This window comes from Paenibacillus sp. YSY-4.3, from assembly GCF_054767475.1.
Map to the genome: position 1 here is coordinate 616007 of NZ_BAABMC010000001.1, position 14173 is coordinate 630179.

Annotated in this window: 17 protein-coding genes and 1 tRNA gene; 11 read left to right on the forward strand and 7 right to left on the reverse strand. The window is 45.4% G+C overall.

Annotation, left to right across the window (positions count from 1 at the left end):
- Positions 1 to 115: 115 nt before the first annotated feature.
- The 5 genes from ACYUJT_RS02815 to ACYUJT_RS02835 all read left to right on the forward strand — a co-directional run bounded on the left by ACYUJT_RS02815 (position 116) and on the right by ACYUJT_RS02835 (position 2964).
- A tRNA-Ala gene (locus ACYUJT_RS02815) sits at positions 116 to 188 on the forward strand.
- A 250-nt stretch (positions 189 to 438) separates the two neighbouring features.
- Positions 439 to 1212 (forward strand): DUF2935 domain-containing protein, encoded by a 774-nt coding sequence (locus ACYUJT_RS02820; RefSeq protein ID WP_460318682.1) that lies wholly within the window; start codon positions 439 to 441, stop codon positions 1210 to 1212.
- Positions 1213 to 1423: 211 nt separating this feature from the next.
- Positions 1424 to 1891 carry a MerR family transcriptional regulator gene (locus ACYUJT_RS02825; RefSeq protein ID WP_460318683.1) on the forward strand — a complete coding sequence of 156 codons (468 nt, stop codon included), beginning with the start codon at positions 1424 to 1426 and terminating at the stop codon, positions 1889 to 1891.
- A complete protein-coding gene (locus ACYUJT_RS02830; RefSeq protein ID WP_460318685.1) occupies positions 1881 to 2312 on the forward strand; it encodes a hypothetical protein in 432 nt (143 codons plus the stop codon). Before ACYUJT_RS02825 ends, ACYUJT_RS02830 begins: the two co-directional genes overlap by 11 nt.
- An 82-nt stretch (positions 2313 to 2394) precedes the next feature.
- Positions 2395 to 2964 (forward strand): SF0329 family protein, encoded by a 570-nt coding sequence (locus ACYUJT_RS02835; RefSeq protein ID WP_460318687.1) that lies wholly within the window; start codon positions 2395 to 2397, stop codon positions 2962 to 2964.
- 771 nt (positions 2965 to 3735) lie between these two features.
- On the opposite strand, the gene ACYUJT_RS02840 is transcribed toward ACYUJT_RS02835, so the two are convergent.
- Positions 3736 to 4911 carry an MFS transporter gene (locus ACYUJT_RS02840; protein ID WP_460318688.1) on the reverse strand — a complete coding sequence of 392 codons (1176 nt, stop codon included), beginning with the start codon at positions 4909 to 4911 and terminating at the stop codon, positions 3736 to 3738.
- 132 nt (positions 4912 to 5043) lie between these two features.
- Here ACYUJT_RS02840 and ACYUJT_RS02845 point away from each other — a divergent pair, with 132 nt between their 5' ends.
- Both ACYUJT_RS02845 and ACYUJT_RS02850 read left to right on the forward strand, forming a co-directional pair.
- Positions 5044 to 5415 carry a winged helix-turn-helix transcriptional regulator gene (locus ACYUJT_RS02845; protein ID WP_460318689.1) on the forward strand — a complete coding sequence of 124 codons (372 nt, stop codon included), beginning with the start codon at positions 5044 to 5046 and terminating at the stop codon, positions 5413 to 5415.
- 401 nt (positions 5416 to 5816) lie between these two features.
- On the forward strand, positions 5817 to 6395 hold the full coding sequence (locus ACYUJT_RS02850; RefSeq protein ID WP_460318691.1) for a dihydrofolate reductase family protein: 579 nt from the start codon (positions 5817 to 5819) through the stop codon (positions 6393 to 6395).
- Here ACYUJT_RS02850 and ACYUJT_RS02855 read toward each other — a convergent pair.
- Both ACYUJT_RS02855 and ACYUJT_RS02860 read right to left on the reverse strand, forming a co-directional pair.
- The gene (locus ACYUJT_RS02855; RefSeq protein WP_460318692.1) at positions 6385 to 6753 is read right to left on the reverse strand and encodes a helix-turn-helix domain-containing protein; all 369 of its coding nucleotides are present in this window, start codon (positions 6751 to 6753) and stop codon (positions 6385 to 6387) included. The two genes, ACYUJT_RS02850 and ACYUJT_RS02855, sit on opposite strands and share 11 nt — an antisense overlap.
- Entirely contained in the window at positions 6750 to 7184 is a 435-nt protein-coding gene (locus ACYUJT_RS02860; RefSeq protein WP_460318693.1) for a DUF6597 domain-containing transcriptional factor, read from the reverse strand. The genes ACYUJT_RS02855 and ACYUJT_RS02860 overlap by 4 nt, the downstream gene beginning before the upstream one ends.
- A gap of 123 nt (positions 7185 to 7307) precedes the next feature.
- Here ACYUJT_RS02860 and ACYUJT_RS02865 point away from each other — a divergent pair, with 123 nt between their 5' ends.
- Positions 7308 to 7754, forward strand: a complete 447-nt coding sequence (locus ACYUJT_RS02865; RefSeq protein WP_460318695.1) for an SRPBCC domain-containing protein — start codon at positions 7308 to 7310, stop codon at positions 7752 to 7754.
- Between the two features lie 517 nt (positions 7755 to 8271).
- Here ACYUJT_RS02865 and ACYUJT_RS02870 read toward each other — a convergent pair.
- Positions 8272 to 9351, reverse strand: coding sequence for a sensor histidine kinase (locus tag ACYUJT_RS02870; RefSeq protein ID WP_460318696.1), 1080 nt, complete (start codon positions 9349 to 9351; stop codon positions 8272 to 8274).
- Entirely contained in the window at positions 9348 to 10034 is a 687-nt protein-coding gene (locus ACYUJT_RS02875) for a response regulator (protein ID WP_460318698.1), read from the reverse strand. The genes ACYUJT_RS02870 and ACYUJT_RS02875 overlap by 4 nt, the downstream gene beginning before the upstream one ends.
- A 157-nt stretch (positions 10035 to 10191) precedes the next feature.
- On the opposite strand from ACYUJT_RS02875, the gene ACYUJT_RS02880 reads away from it, so the two are divergent.
- The 3 genes from ACYUJT_RS02880 to ACYUJT_RS02890 all read left to right on the forward strand — a co-directional run bounded on the left by ACYUJT_RS02880 (position 10192) and on the right by ACYUJT_RS02890 (position 12060).
- The gene (locus tag ACYUJT_RS02880; protein WP_460318699.1) at positions 10192 to 10824 is read left to right on the forward strand and encodes a DUF998 domain-containing protein; all 633 of its coding nucleotides are present in this window, start codon (positions 10192 to 10194) and stop codon (positions 10822 to 10824) included.
- 163 nt (positions 10825 to 10987) lie between these two features.
- Complete coding sequence (locus ACYUJT_RS02885) at positions 10988 to 11371, forward strand: DUF4180 domain-containing protein (RefSeq protein WP_460318700.1); 384 nt, start codon at positions 10988 to 10990, stop codon at positions 11369 to 11371.
- A 2-nt stretch (positions 11372 to 11373) separates the two neighbouring features.
- On the forward strand, positions 11374 to 12060 hold the full coding sequence (locus ACYUJT_RS02890) for a formylglycine-generating enzyme family protein (protein WP_460319738.1): 687 nt from the start codon (positions 11374 to 11376) through the stop codon (positions 12058 to 12060).
- A gap of 103 nt (positions 12061 to 12163) precedes the next feature.
- Here the strand turns inward: ACYUJT_RS02890 and ACYUJT_RS02895 are convergent, their stop codons facing one another.
- Together ACYUJT_RS02895 and ACYUJT_RS02900 are read right to left on the reverse strand one after the other, a co-directional pair.
- Entirely contained in the window at positions 12164 to 12733 is a 570-nt protein-coding gene (locus ACYUJT_RS02895; RefSeq protein ID WP_460318701.1) for a TetR/AcrR family transcriptional regulator, read from the reverse strand.
- Between the two features lie 30 nt (positions 12734 to 12763).
- Complete coding sequence (locus ACYUJT_RS02900; RefSeq protein WP_460318702.1) at positions 12764 to 14131, reverse strand: cytochrome P450; 1368 nt, start codon at positions 14129 to 14131, stop codon at positions 12764 to 12766.
- Positions 14132 to 14173: the final 42 nt, after the last annotated feature.

Genomic DNA, 14173 nt, shown 5'->3' on the forward strand with positions numbered 1-14173 from the left:
GAGCAGAAGGTCATTTTTGAAATTATTTTTTTGTTGAATTATGTCGAATTAGGCAATTGGATAAAAAGAGCTTGACTTCTAACTAGCAATTTAATATACTAAAATAGTCGTCTACGGGGCCTTAGCTCAGCTGGGAGAGCGCATCGCTGGCAGCGATGAGGTCAGGGGTTCGATCCCCCTAGGCTCCATAATAAGAAAAAGGTTAGCCATTTTGGCTAGCCTTTTTTATTTTGCCCGAAGTTCGGTTGGGCCGAACTCCGGGGTTCAGACCGGCGCCATTGGCTCCATAACTAAGAGGGTGTTCCGTACGGAGCAGTCTCTTCTTGCATTTATAGGCCACTTCATCATATAGGCACGAACCCAGACAAGTGCATCCACATATATTGATCAGCAAGCAACAAATAACAGGTGGATATAACTATAAAATTGAGGTGTGCTATGCCCTATACAGATAATTACGAGAGAGATGTTTACGGGATCCTTGCTTTTTGGTTGCGTAATGATTATGACCACGGCCGATTTTTGGATCGCGAAATTAGCCATTATGAATTAGAATTGGCCCGTGCGAACCAGCATATGATTCAGCGCTTAGGGGAAGTTTGGAAAAAAGCGGAATCAAAAAATGCCGAAATCGGCAGTTTATTGCATGAGGCACAGCACGTTACCCACGAATTCCATAGTTTATTAACTCACACAATGGATCGGTCTTTGAACTGTAATATAATAATTTCTACTCCGGTATCTTTGCTTGATCATATGGTGCGCGAGGCGGAGGAGTCGCAAAGAGTATTTCAATTAATCGAGAGCGGCGCCCAACTTTCACCCGCTGACGCAACCATTCATGAAAACGTCTTTTGGTTGAGGCAAATGGCGGATCATCTTGGTTATATACGACATTATTTAGATATATCTAATTACGACCTGAATTTTAAAGTGACGAATATGATGCAAAAATTTGAACGTTTACTCATGCAAGCAACAGCTCATCAAACCATGTTTCGCCGCCCTCGCCATGACACGTCACCCATATTAAATGCCTTCAACCAAACCATCATTAAAGAAGCTAAGGAACTAGAAGCGTTCAAATTGGAATTGGATGCTTTAATTAAAGAATGTGCGGCTGCGACGACTTCCCCGCCCGACTTGTTGGAACATATCGCTAGGGAAGCGCATCACCTATGGAGAAATTTAGAAGACGGTGTTGTGCGTTAAAGGCTTATCTACTTAAAAAATATGAGACGCAATTATCGGGGGAATTGGGGCTAGGGTTCACCATAAGACAAAACTCGAAACGGCAGAAATGCCGTTTTTTTATTTTGTTTAATGACCGGCTGTTTACATCGTCCCCACGTTGGCACACGTATCGAGAAAAAGTCAAAAAACGTCTTGACATTGGAGTCAACTCAAATGTTACTCTGAATTCATGGAAAAACTTTATTCTATACAAGAGGTTTCACAGATGCTTGGGATTTCCAAGGATACGCTTCGGTATTATGACCGGATTGGGATCGTCACGCCGTTTCGGGAAGACAATCGGTACCGCAGGTATTCGGAGGATGATCTCATAAACTTGATGAACATTCAAATCATGCAGTACGCGGATCTTTCTCTTGACGAAATCAGGGGAAAATTTAGTTTCGGCAAGACGGAAAATATCGATCCTGCTTACTGCGAAGAGGTTGCGTCGTTCCTCGAGGCCAAAAACGCAGAAACGCGCAAGAAGATTGACCATCTGGAAAAGGTCAGTCGGCTGCTCAACAAAGCAGCCGAAACGTTAAGAGATTTTAATAAGGAAAGCGATCAACGGTTGGCAGAATACGTCCGTGAGATTTACAAGGATATCACAAAGAGTAGCCCAGAAATTCTCAAGAAGGGTTGTGATGAACATTAAGGTTAGGAATTTTTATTATCTGATTGCAGGTATTCTTGCGATGCTGTTTGCTGTCACGCACGCATGGAACGGACAATCCGCTGTGCTGCCGACGCTCGATATTAAGGCGATATCTATGGATACCCAGACGGTATTCACGTATGTTTGGCACATTATCACGGTTGAAAATCTGCTCTTCGGCATCGCATTCATTTTTATGTCATTTCAAAGTGAGCGATCAATGACCTGGTTTGCTGCATGGATGATCGTGGCGATCTTGATCGTCCGACTGATGGTTATTCTTGGCGTAACGGCATTGCTTGACGTTTCGGCGCTTTCGGATACAATTATAGATTCGATTGCCATCGTAATCTATGTCGCCCTGATCATACTGGGAATAAGTATGAAGAAAAAACAGTCCGGTGGTCCGCAGCTACAGTAACTTTGTAGACTCGCTCAAAGCAAGCAAGTATAATATCTGACTATTCTTGGTCAAACATAAAAATCAAACATAGGAGAATATCATGTCCTGGAGCAAATTGAAGCAGCAATTAGAGAGTTTTCTAAGTTCTTCGTTACAGGGGAAAGTGGAATACCGTGCAACTGGTTATCGTTATTTGCCCGATAAAGCAGGGATTTGTTATATCGCGGTTGATAAGAAAAATATACTGAACATGAACGATACGACTACATTAATCAAATGGTATCAATCGGAGCAGGACATTAAAAATGATACGAGTATCGATATTCCGATCAGCCATGAACAAATAGATGCTGTCAGAAATGATACGGATGGCAAGATTCCGGAAGATCGTTTAGTCGTCATTGCGCGAGGCAGAAAAATATCCGAATTGGCAAAAGAGCTTATGGCAGCACAATCCTCACTCAGTAAGTCCAATTTTATAGCTGTAGCTAATCAATTTTTGTCCACGTCTATTGAGGAGAGCATCGAAAGCAAGGATATATTATTGAATATCTTGGCATTAGTGGACAGGCGAGTCGGGAAAAAGCGAATTTTAAACATGTCCGAAAAAATCAAGCTGAAGCATCCGGTTGTGCAATATTTTTATAAGTTAAGGCTCAGTACGTTCTAATGGGACATCGCGATAGGGCCAGCTTATGTTATAACTAAAGAACCCGCTAACACAAAACTTCCGGGTGTTTGGCGGGTTTTGTCATGCAATGAAAAATATCAGTATCAGATTTTTTAATTCTTATTCCAGATCCATTATTGAGTATAGTTGTTAAACGAAACGAGAATATTATACGTTTTTTGAAGGACGAACATCTGTTGATCAACCGGGCAGTTGGAGAAAAGAGCCCAAGGGATTCGCTCGCGCGTTGGAGGCGAAAATGGGCGAGCGAGGCACGTACTCTGTAAGAGGCAACCGACTGTTGTTTGATTCTAACGAATCTTATGCACGTTATTTGTACATATTTGCGATATTTTTAAATCTAACGAATCTCAGACACTCTATTTACCGTTTATACTCTGTTTGGAGCAGTAAAGGCTGAAATAACGTTCCCCAGCTTCGTTACATTTTGAGAAGGGTAATTTTTACACAAATAGCGATCGTGAGATTCGTTATAAAATTACGGCTTTGCTCTAAGCCTCGCTCTCTGTACGGAGTTCGGTTGGGATGACCTCCGGGGATCGATACAGGCACAGATCGCATTAATAATTTCGGAAACACATATCGAGGTCGCTCGAGATATCGTTATTTCCCCGTAACATGTGTGCATTGCAGCTCGTCAGCGCAGCAAGTTTAATCAGGATTTCGATACCCCCTTGCCTACCATCCAAAATGACAAAGCACGCCAAAAAATGGCGTGTTTTTTTGTGTTGATATCTACTGCTCCGATGGTTATCGGAGAGTAGATCCCACTTTCCTCCGGCTTAGCGCAAAACTAACCTGCGCGGCTGCTAGGCCAAGTGTAATAAACGCAGCCGCGAGCAAAGGATGATGCTGCAGCGTAGCCGATTGATTCACCAAATATCCTCCTGCTCCCGCACCGCCGGCAATGCCGAGATGGATGACGGAGGTGTTCAAGCTTAGAATGAAGTTAGCAGATTTAGGCGCTTGCTGAATGATATAGCTCTGCACAGCAGGGCCGGAAGCGAACAACGAGATAAACATGATCGCAATCAGCCCAACCGCGAGCAGGGTTGAGAACGTAAAGAAGGGCAACAGCACCAAAGCAAACAGATGAATGAGAAAGGCGGATCCGAGCGTGCGCGAAGTTCCCCAGCGGTCGACCAAGTTGCCTCCGAGCCGAGAGGCGACAGCGCCGATCAAGCCGAGAGCAAGCATCATAAAGGCAATATCCGCTGTTCCGAAGCCAAGTAATTGCTGCATATAAGGCGAAATGTAGGTTAAGAAAACGGAGTTTCCTCCTTCACGAAACAGCGAAAATAAAAAGGCAGTGAGGATGACCGCGCTGCCTACTTGCTTTAACTGGCGTGAAAATGGAACGGGGTTATCACCTTCGACCGTAGGCAAGAGGCGAAAAATGACCGTACCGACTAGAACGCTAAGCGCGCCTAGTATCATAAAGATGGCTTGCCAATTCATCCAATCGGCTATGGCGATGCCAAGCGGTACGCCCAGAATCATCGCACTGCTAAAGCCCAAAATAATGGTTCCGATTGAACGGCCAAGCCTATCGGCTGGAACAAGCTTTGCGGTGATGCCTAGTGAAACGACGAGGAAAATGCCGGAGCTTGCTCCGAGCAGCATGCGGGAAGCCATTAACATCTCGACGTGTGTGCTAAAGGAGGACAGGGCGTTTCCGGTAATAAAGACAGCCAGCGAACCAACGAGCAGCGACTTCCGTTTCACACGGTTTGTCAGAACAATTAAAACCGGGGTAGCAATGGCGAAGGACAAAGAATAAACAGTAATAAATTGTCCGGCAATAGCCAAGGGAATATTTACATCTTCTGCAATCCGGGGTAAAATTCCAGATACGACCAATTCTGATGTGGCGGTAAGGAATACGCCGACAGCGAGAATGTAGATCAAGAAAGTGTTTGTTTTCATTGTTTATCAATCCCTTTCATTCTGATTAAATTTATTATATTTAAGCTTCTTTAATTAAGTAAGTACGCAAATCAAATGGATGTAATCCAAAAAAAATGACTAACTTACCAATCGTTAGTGAAAGGGGTGCGCATGAATAACTTAACGAATGAACAGCAGTTCTCAAGTGAGGAAAGGCGCCATAATAAACCGGGATATTCTCATATTTGCTCAGTCCTAGAAATACTGGGGGCAAAATGGGCCTTTCTTGTCATCGCTGAATTGCACAAAGGACCGAGAAGATTTCAGCAATTACTTCGGGATGTTGCTGTTGTCCGCACGCAGTCATTGACGAATGTGCTTCGCCATCTGGAGAGTAATGGGATCGTACATCGCGAAGTGTACCCGAGCGTCCCTGTGACCGTTGAATATTCTTTGACGGATAAAGGACGGGACTTTCAAGCGGCACTTCGAGAGATGGAAAATTGGGCGATTCGATGGAGAGAGGGCGTTCTAGAGGAATAATCGACACGCTGATTAAGGCGTGTTTTTTTGTGTTTGATGGAACCCTGTAGGGGGAGTGTTGTGGTGAGAAGCCTTGGAAGAACATATCGATTACAGATGAATGGAGCAAAGTTATTGGGTATTTGGCATGTCCAGATGGCGAAAATAATCCGATCTGGTAGGTACGTATAGTTAAACCAGTGATCCTGAACGCCCGCTTGAGCCGGGTCAAGCCTAAGGCCAACGAACGGTGCTTAAAATTACGGAGTACGGTTGGACAGCTGGGGAAATGATGAAATACGCCATCTTGGGCATGAATCAGTCGTTAGACAAGCTTGCTGATAATTTGATTGAGATCAAATGACCAACAATTGCAAGTCATTGAGAATATCAACTAAATAAATATGAATGGAGTGATATAAATGGGTAAAATTATTGCATCGGTGAGCTGTACATTGGACGGAATCTATACAGGTGTGCATGGTGACGAGAGTAACATGGTGAGTTGGGCTATGCCTGGAATAATAGACTCCACCGCCGACAATTTGATGATGTTCCAGGAAGCAGCTGCCATTTTGATGGGGCGAGTTAATTACGACGGCCTTTCGAGCTTTTGGCCATTCGAGGAGGGGGAATTTGCCGACGCCATGAACAAGACCCCCAAGTATGTTGTCAGCCGCAACCGGGAGATTGCAACATTGCAATGGGGGGACTTCGACGACACGATTTCACTCCTCGCCAGCGATTTTAATGAAAGTATAGCTGCGCTTAAGAACGACATCGAAGGCAACATCATTATTCCGGGCAGTGCCAACCTTGTGCAAAGTCTATTAAATACAGGTTACGTAGACGAAATCAACATGATTATCCACCCTGTCGTCCTAGGGAGCGGTAGGAAATACTTGGATAACATTGCAATAAGGAGCGATCTGAAGCTTACGGGGACACAGCTTTATGAAAAGAGTGGCTCCATGAGACTTCGATATGAGGTCATGAATTGATTTTGCCCCTAGCATATTGCTTGGGAGATTTTCCTACCGCTGCTTTAAAATCTTTGCTAAAGTGGGCTTGATCATAATAGCCAAGCTCTATCGCCAATTGAGCCAAATCAACTCCACGTTCGATGAACTCGATTGCCTCATGCATTCGATAGCGCCGAATGACCCATTTAGGGCTCACACCTATATACTGATTGAACCAACGTTGTAATGTCCTCTTGGGAATGCCGAACTGATCGACTAAGTCTTCGACTTGTGTGATGCCAGCATTATTAACGATCTCAGCCACCACTTCATTAAGTAAATCAACCGTTTTATCCGCGTCAGGCATACTTTGCCGTAATAATTGTTCAATGATCATAATCTTCTCTTCATTATTGTTAAGAGAAAACAGTCCTCTTCAAAGGTGTTAATATCTAGGGTAAAGTAGTCTGAAATATTGACCACTTTATCGGTAAGTGTAGCAACAGGCGCTTGAAAATAACAATGAAAAGCCCCAGGCTTGAAAAGAACACCTACAATCTGTCCTTCACCCTGCAGTACATTTACAGATTTTCTGCTTTCTATACCGCGTATATACGAATGGCCCCGCTGGAAAACCACATTTACTCCCGGATGTTGCAAAACTTCTTGGGAATAAGAGGGCTGCTCTCGTAAATCCCAGTCGACTAGCCAGTAATGCTGAATAAAAAATTGGAGATCCTTAGACGGAACGTGGCGGGAAATTGAAAACTTATTTTTACCCGTATCATAGTTCAAAATCCCCTTATTCGGATTGCGATTGTTATTCACCGTTCCACCTCCTGACACGAAAATCGAAACTGTATTCATAGGTTGGCGCGATTTTACAATAATTAATGTAGGAGACATATTATCATTTCACTATAAATTACTTTATAGTGGGAGGAAATAATCGTGAAATTGGAGTATGTATTTTATATCGGTACAAATCCTGAACAAGTGTGGGATGTTTTGGTCAATCCGGAGAAATCGTTTAAAGCATTCATGGGTGGCATTATCCAATCAACATTTCAGGTGGGTGACGACATTCAATTTGTAGGACCGGGCGCCGATGGGGATGAAACTGTTCAGATTTATGGCAAATTACTTCAATATGAACCAAACCGAGTTTTGAGCTACACGGATCACCCTGGTCCTTCTCACTACGCCGAACATGCTCAGATGGAAAGCCGGGTTGCCTTATCCTTGGAATCAGTAGGGGGATGTACAAAACTGCATCTTATTAACGATCAATGGACAGAGAACAATCCTCTTTTCAATAAAACAGATCAATACTGGCCGATGATACTAAGTAATATTAAGACCATCGCGGAAACTGGAAAATCTTTAAATTTCGCTTAGGGCTCCATACATGTAAAGAAGCCGATCCTCCTGGATCGGTTTTTTTATGTCGGCGAAGGAAGGCGAATCCAGGGGGGCTGACCGGGTGCATCGAGTGAAGCGGACGAGCTCACGGCACATACTTTGATTCTAACGAATCTCATCCACGCTAATTGCACATATTTGCTACGATTTTAAATCTAACGAATCTCAGACACTCTATATGCCGTTTATCTTCTGTTTGGCGCAATAAAGAATGAAATAACGTTCCCCAGCTTCGTTACATTTTTAGAAGGGTTATTTCTTCATAAATAGCGCTCGTAAGATTCGTTATAAAATTTCGGTTACGTTCTCGTTCTCGCTTCGTTCTCGTTCTCGGTCTAGTCCCGGTATAAGCTTGCTCTAAGTCCCGATTTTGTATGGAGTTCGGTTGGCTGAGCCCCAGGGTTCAGACTGCGCGCGGGGAGCGAAGGCGGAGGAGCACGGCATGGCAATCTACCGCGAAGTTGTCTTCATCGACTGGCCTCGTGAACATCATTCATCTGGGAAAATGAACCGTAAATACTGCCCCTCCCTGCATATGGTTCTGCACCTCAATCATTCCGCCATGCGCGACCACGATTTGCCGTGCGATCGCCAGACCAAGACCTGCTCCTCCGCTGCGTTCTGACTTATCGACCTTGTAAAAACGATCGAACAAATGCGGGATCGTCTCTGTCGGAATCCCCGGTCCCGTATCCTGCACCGTTACGACAACGAATGCCGGATCTTCCGCGGGAGAAACTTGGATCGAAATATCACCTCCCGAAGGGGTATGCCGCAGCGCGTTGGCCACCAGATTCAGGATCACTTGTTTGACCCGCTTAGCGTCGATATCCGCTTCGATTGGAAAACTACGATCTGGGCTGTTTAACCGAATGCCCCGAGCTTCAGCCTCAGGACGGACAAGTTCCGCCAAGTCAGCCAGCAGCCCGGACAGATCGGTCACTTTCCGCTGCAAATGCAACTCGCCAGCCTCTGCCGAAGTCAAAAACTGCAGCTCATCCACCAAGTGAATGACACGAAGCACCTCATCGTGAAGCGGCAGCAATGTCTCCGGCTTAACATCTACGGCAGACTGCTGGACCAGCTCCAATTTGGTCAGCACGATCGATAGCGGAGTCCGAAGCTCATGCGCTACATCCTCAACCAATCGTTTACGGTTGTTTTCAGAATCGTGGAGCTGACGTGTCATTTTGTTAAAAGCCCTGCTTACCTGTCCGTATTCATCTGACCCTTGAACGGGGATCACTGTATCCAGTTGCCTGGTGGCTACTTTATTCATCTCGGCAATCAATCGCTTCAGGGGGCGGGTCATCATGCCCGACAGCCAATAGCCGATCATCAGCGCAATTCCGGCCGTGAACAAGGTGACCGGGATCGCTTTCATCCCCATTCGACTCATGATATAGTCCCGGATTCCCTCTAATTCATCCGGTTCAATTTTGCTCGGCACTTCATCTGACAAGTATTGTGCAAACAGACTGCCCAGATATCCTTGTGTCGTCCCGGCATAAGCGGCGCCTACCAGCAATACCAGCAAGGCCATTCCGCCGAATATTTTGGTTCGAAGCGTCATGACGGATCACCAAACCGATAGCCGAACCCGTAAACGGTCTGGATGTACCTTGGGTTGCCCGGGTCCGGTTCCAGTTTCTTTCTAAGCTTACTGATGTGCGAATCCAGCGTCCTTTCGTAGTTCATCAGCTCTTCACCCATCGCTGCTCTCATCAGTTGCAATCTGCTGTAGACTACGCCTGGCCGGGTTGCCAGCGTCAGTAAAAGCTGAAATTCAGTAGGCGTAAGCGTGACGGATTCCCCGTCACGGGTGACCAGGTATCGAATTGGATCAATCGTCAAATCCCCCCGCTGAAGAACAGGCAGTTCCTCCGGTCTGGATTGAATCCGGCGCAAGACCGCACGAATGCGAGAGGCGAGCTCACGAAGACTGAACGGTTTCGTGATATAATCGTCGGCTCCGAGCTCCAGTCCGATGATTTTATCGGTTTCTTCTGTTTTAGCCGTAACCATAATGATCCCGCAGGAGGAGTTCTGTCTCAATTCACGGCACACGTCGATACCGCTTTTGCCTGGCAGCATCCAGTCGAGCAAGACAATGGCCGGTTTCGTTGTGTGGGCGAGGCGAATCGCTTCAAGTCCGTCCATCGCGGTAAGGACATGGAAGCCTTCCTGTTCCAAATAATGCGTCATTGATGCCAACAATTGATGTTCGTCTTCCACGATCAGCAATGTGGTTTCCATACAATGGTATCCTTTCGTATGTAGATTGGCTTCATTATACCATCCTGGTTTCCATATCGGACAAATCCACAACAAATACGGGAGTCCTCCACAAGTTCTACACATTGTTTTTATAAAATGACGGAGAACAAAAGAATGATGACGGAGGTCAGGAACTATGCGAAAAACACATTTTCTCGGGTATGCAGGTTTTTCTGGAATTTTCATTTTTGTGATTACTATTTTACTGCTGCACGGATGGCAGCCGGAAATTTCGATACTTTATGATGCCATGAGTTATTATGTACACGGACAATCGGGGTGGTTGTTCTGGGCAGGGCTTCTCGGTCTTGGACTTGGCTCGCTGGCGCTCGTTGCGGGGTTGTGGCGTACGCAGAATGAAGCATATGCGAGAGTCGGCATGCTATGTACCGGTATATGGGCCGTAGGTTTATTGACTGCGGCTGTTTTTCCAACGGACCCCAAAGGAAGCTGGGATCAGCCTCCATCCGCGAGCGGCATGACCCATTTTGCAGCAGTCATCTTTGCTTTTACAGCCATCACGTTGGCCGCACTGTTTCTTGCCCGTACCTTCTTAAAAGACGGACGCTGGAAGCCGGTTCAAAAATGGATTGTCCCAATTACAGCTCTGACTGCTGTTTCCTTAATCCTGTTCATGATCTCCATCATGTCCATTTTTGTCTCCAATGGGGCGCCGCTCTATTTTGGACTAACGGAAAGACTGTTTATCTTCATGAGCCTCTGCTGGATCGGCATTGCTTCGGTCGGGTTGTTACGCTCGGAACGATGAAGGATTTTTGGGGCAGTGTAACGAACATTAGTGGGAGGGCGCATCGCTGGCAGCGATGGGGTCGGGAGTTCGATCAACGTCTCCAAGAAGTGATTTCCAGGAGCTATGCGGCTGATACGCTTGTCTGTTGAATGACCATTTGCGACAAGTGGAGGAGGATTCTATGAATATTGTAAAAGTCGAGACGAGTGGAATAGCTATTGCCGTAGTGAACGGTGTCGAGCCTATTATCAATGATGTTCAATCCGCATTGGATTTTATGGCAACCGTAAGATATGAAACGGACTGCGATTGTATTGTTATCGAGAAGCCGCTGATCAGCGAAAGATTTTTTGACTTAAAAACGCGCCTTGCGGGAGAAATTTTACAAAAGTTCATTACCTATCAAGTGAAGACGGCTATTGTTGGAGACTTCTCGATGTATTCGAGTCAGAGTCTGAAGGATTTTATTTATGAATGCAACAATGGAAACGATATTTTCTTCTTATCTACGGAGCAGCAAGCGATTGAAAAACTAAGTAACGCAAATCCGGGGGGATTAAGGTGAAGATGTCAGGATATGGTGATATGTTTGCAGATTATCGCATGAACACTATTCCTGCGGGCGTTGTTGCTTTAAGGGATGATCGAATAAAGGAGACTTGGACGGCATCGGTAGAGTCGTTTTTGCTTGCGCCTGTACCAGTAGCACAATCGCTATATGCTGCGATCATGCAAGGGACATTGGAACCGCAGGCATTGCCAGAAATGCCGATGGTCAATATCTCATGGTTTGATGCGATTCTCTTTTGTAACCAGTTTTCAAGGTATTCGGGTCTGCACAGTTGTTATTCCATCATTGAAGCTGATGATGAAATGATTGTCGAATGGGACAGGGGAGCGAATGGATTCCGTTTGCCAACAGAAGCAGAATGGCAATATGCCTGTAAGGCCGGTACCTCGGGATATCGCTATGGTGAGCTTGATGCGATAGCCTGGTATGGTGGCAATTCGAATGGACAATTGCACGAAGTCGCACAAAAATTGCCGAATGCGTGGCAACTCCATGATATGTTGGGCAATGTTTGGGAATGGTGCTGGGATCTGTATGATATCGAGGTGTACGGATCTTACCGGGTATTTCGCGGCGGCAGTTGGGCGGAAGAATCACGGGGATGTGGAGCAACTTGCCGTCGGCGGAGTCATCCATCTTTTCGTATCGATGATCTTGGTTTTCGTCTTGCCAGAACATTGTAACGCAGCCGTTGAGGCTGCGTTTGTTCTTTAGCGGATTGCTAAGGGGGGAGGACCCCAAATGAGGGCGCTAATGGGGGGCCGTTTCCTTAATCTAATTACTATACTATGCTCTTAGTGCTTTTTTGACAAAGTGGGTGACATTTGCGATATAGTCTTCAACTGAAATATCGGTACGATATATATAGCAGTCCTCCACCGCTTGTTCCACCATCGATACGATAAATCTTCCTGCCAGACTCGGGTTCAGTAACGGATCCACTTCCCCCGTGCCTTGCCATCGAGTAAGCATTTGTTCAACCAGGTGATAGAAGGGTTCAAATAAATTCTCCCACTCAAGCGGGTCCTCAACAATTCCTCCGCCATTGTTGAGTATCGCAAAAACATCACGGTATTCTCCCATCTGATAGCAGGCTGCCGAAATCCCCTTGGAGACTACATCCTCAAAGGTATAGAGCCCCTCCGTTTCACTACGAACGGCGACCAGAACGCTTTCTAGCATTTCTTGCGCAAGAGCAGTGACGACGGAGTTTTTGGAGGCAAAGTATAAATAAAAGGTTCCTTGAGCCACGCCAGCCCGTTTGACGATATTGGAGACCTTGGTTGCTTCTAATCCATCCTCGGCTAAAATTTCTCGTGCAGCAGTAAGGATTTCTTGGCGACGATCCTGTTTCATAATAACAATCCAAACTCCTTTAAACTATCATTACCTCATACGCAGTATCATCTTGATGCCATCTTTCGGCCGTAACGTAATGGAAGGCTCAAGGGCCACGGGATGATCATTCACCAGTTCCAATTGGAAACGCTGTGCAATGGTTGCGACAAGCAATATAGCTTCCATCATGGCAAACTGGTTGCCGATACATACTCGTGGGCCTCCGCCGAACGGAAAATATGCGTACTTGGGAAGGTGTTTTTCTCTATTTTCTCTATTGTCCCACCGCTCAGGCTTAAACGTCAATGGATCCTCAAAATATTTAGGATCATGATGCATAACCCATTGGCTTATGCCTATTTCAGAACCGGCAGGAATATGGAACTCTCCTATCTCACAATCTTGATTTGCCTCCCGGGAGATCCACCAAACAGGCGGTCGAAGTCTCATTACTTCTTTAACGACCTGCTCAACATATTTTAATTGAGGAAGATCTTCAAAAGTGGGCAACCTTCCATTAAGTACATGTTGAATTTCCGACATTAGTTTTTGTTCGATAGATGGGTTTTGGGCGAGGAAGTACCATGTCCATGACAATGTATTGGCAGTTGTCTCATGACCGGCTAAAAACAGTGACATGACTTCATCCCGAAGTTGTTTATCTGTCATGTGTGTGCCATCAACTTCGTCATGTTCTTCAATTAACATGGAGAGTAGATCTCCTCGATCGCCAGGAGTCTTTCTACGTTCTGCGATAATGTTATAGATAATGGAGTCAAGTTGATTGACTGCTGAATTCAATCGGGAATCACCCGGGGTAGGTATTTTTCCGAGACCTAGCAGACTGAGTATTCGCTTAAAAACACTGGTCAACTGCACGTTATATTCCTGCAGCAATGTTTCGATCGAATGACTGATTTCATCGGCCTCTTCACGAAGATCAATATGAAACAAAGATTTGCATACGATTTCCATAGTTAGACGCATCATATCTTCATCAATACTATGCACCTCTTGATTTTTCCAACCGGATATCATTCGATCGGTAAAACCAACCATAATATCAGCGTAATTCGCGATTCGCTTGTGATGAAACGCGGGTTGTGACAACCTGCGCTGCCTCATCCAGAACTCACCCTCACTGGTAATTAACCCGTTTCCAAGTACAAGCCGCATGATTGGATCCCGGTGATAGCCCTTGGAGAACACTCGGTTTGTATTCGCTAATACATACTCAATATAACTAGGATGATTAATTAAATAAGTATCCCGATCTTTTTCTACCCTGATCTTGACAACATCGCCATATTGTTTGGCACACATCGATACAAATCCAAGCGGGTCACGTCCGAATTCGGCTAAGTTTCCTATGAAGGGCGCTGCCTTTGGCCCTGGGGGGATCATGTAACTTTTCATGGATATCGCTCTCCTTTTAATAAAATGACTGACAGTCAGTCA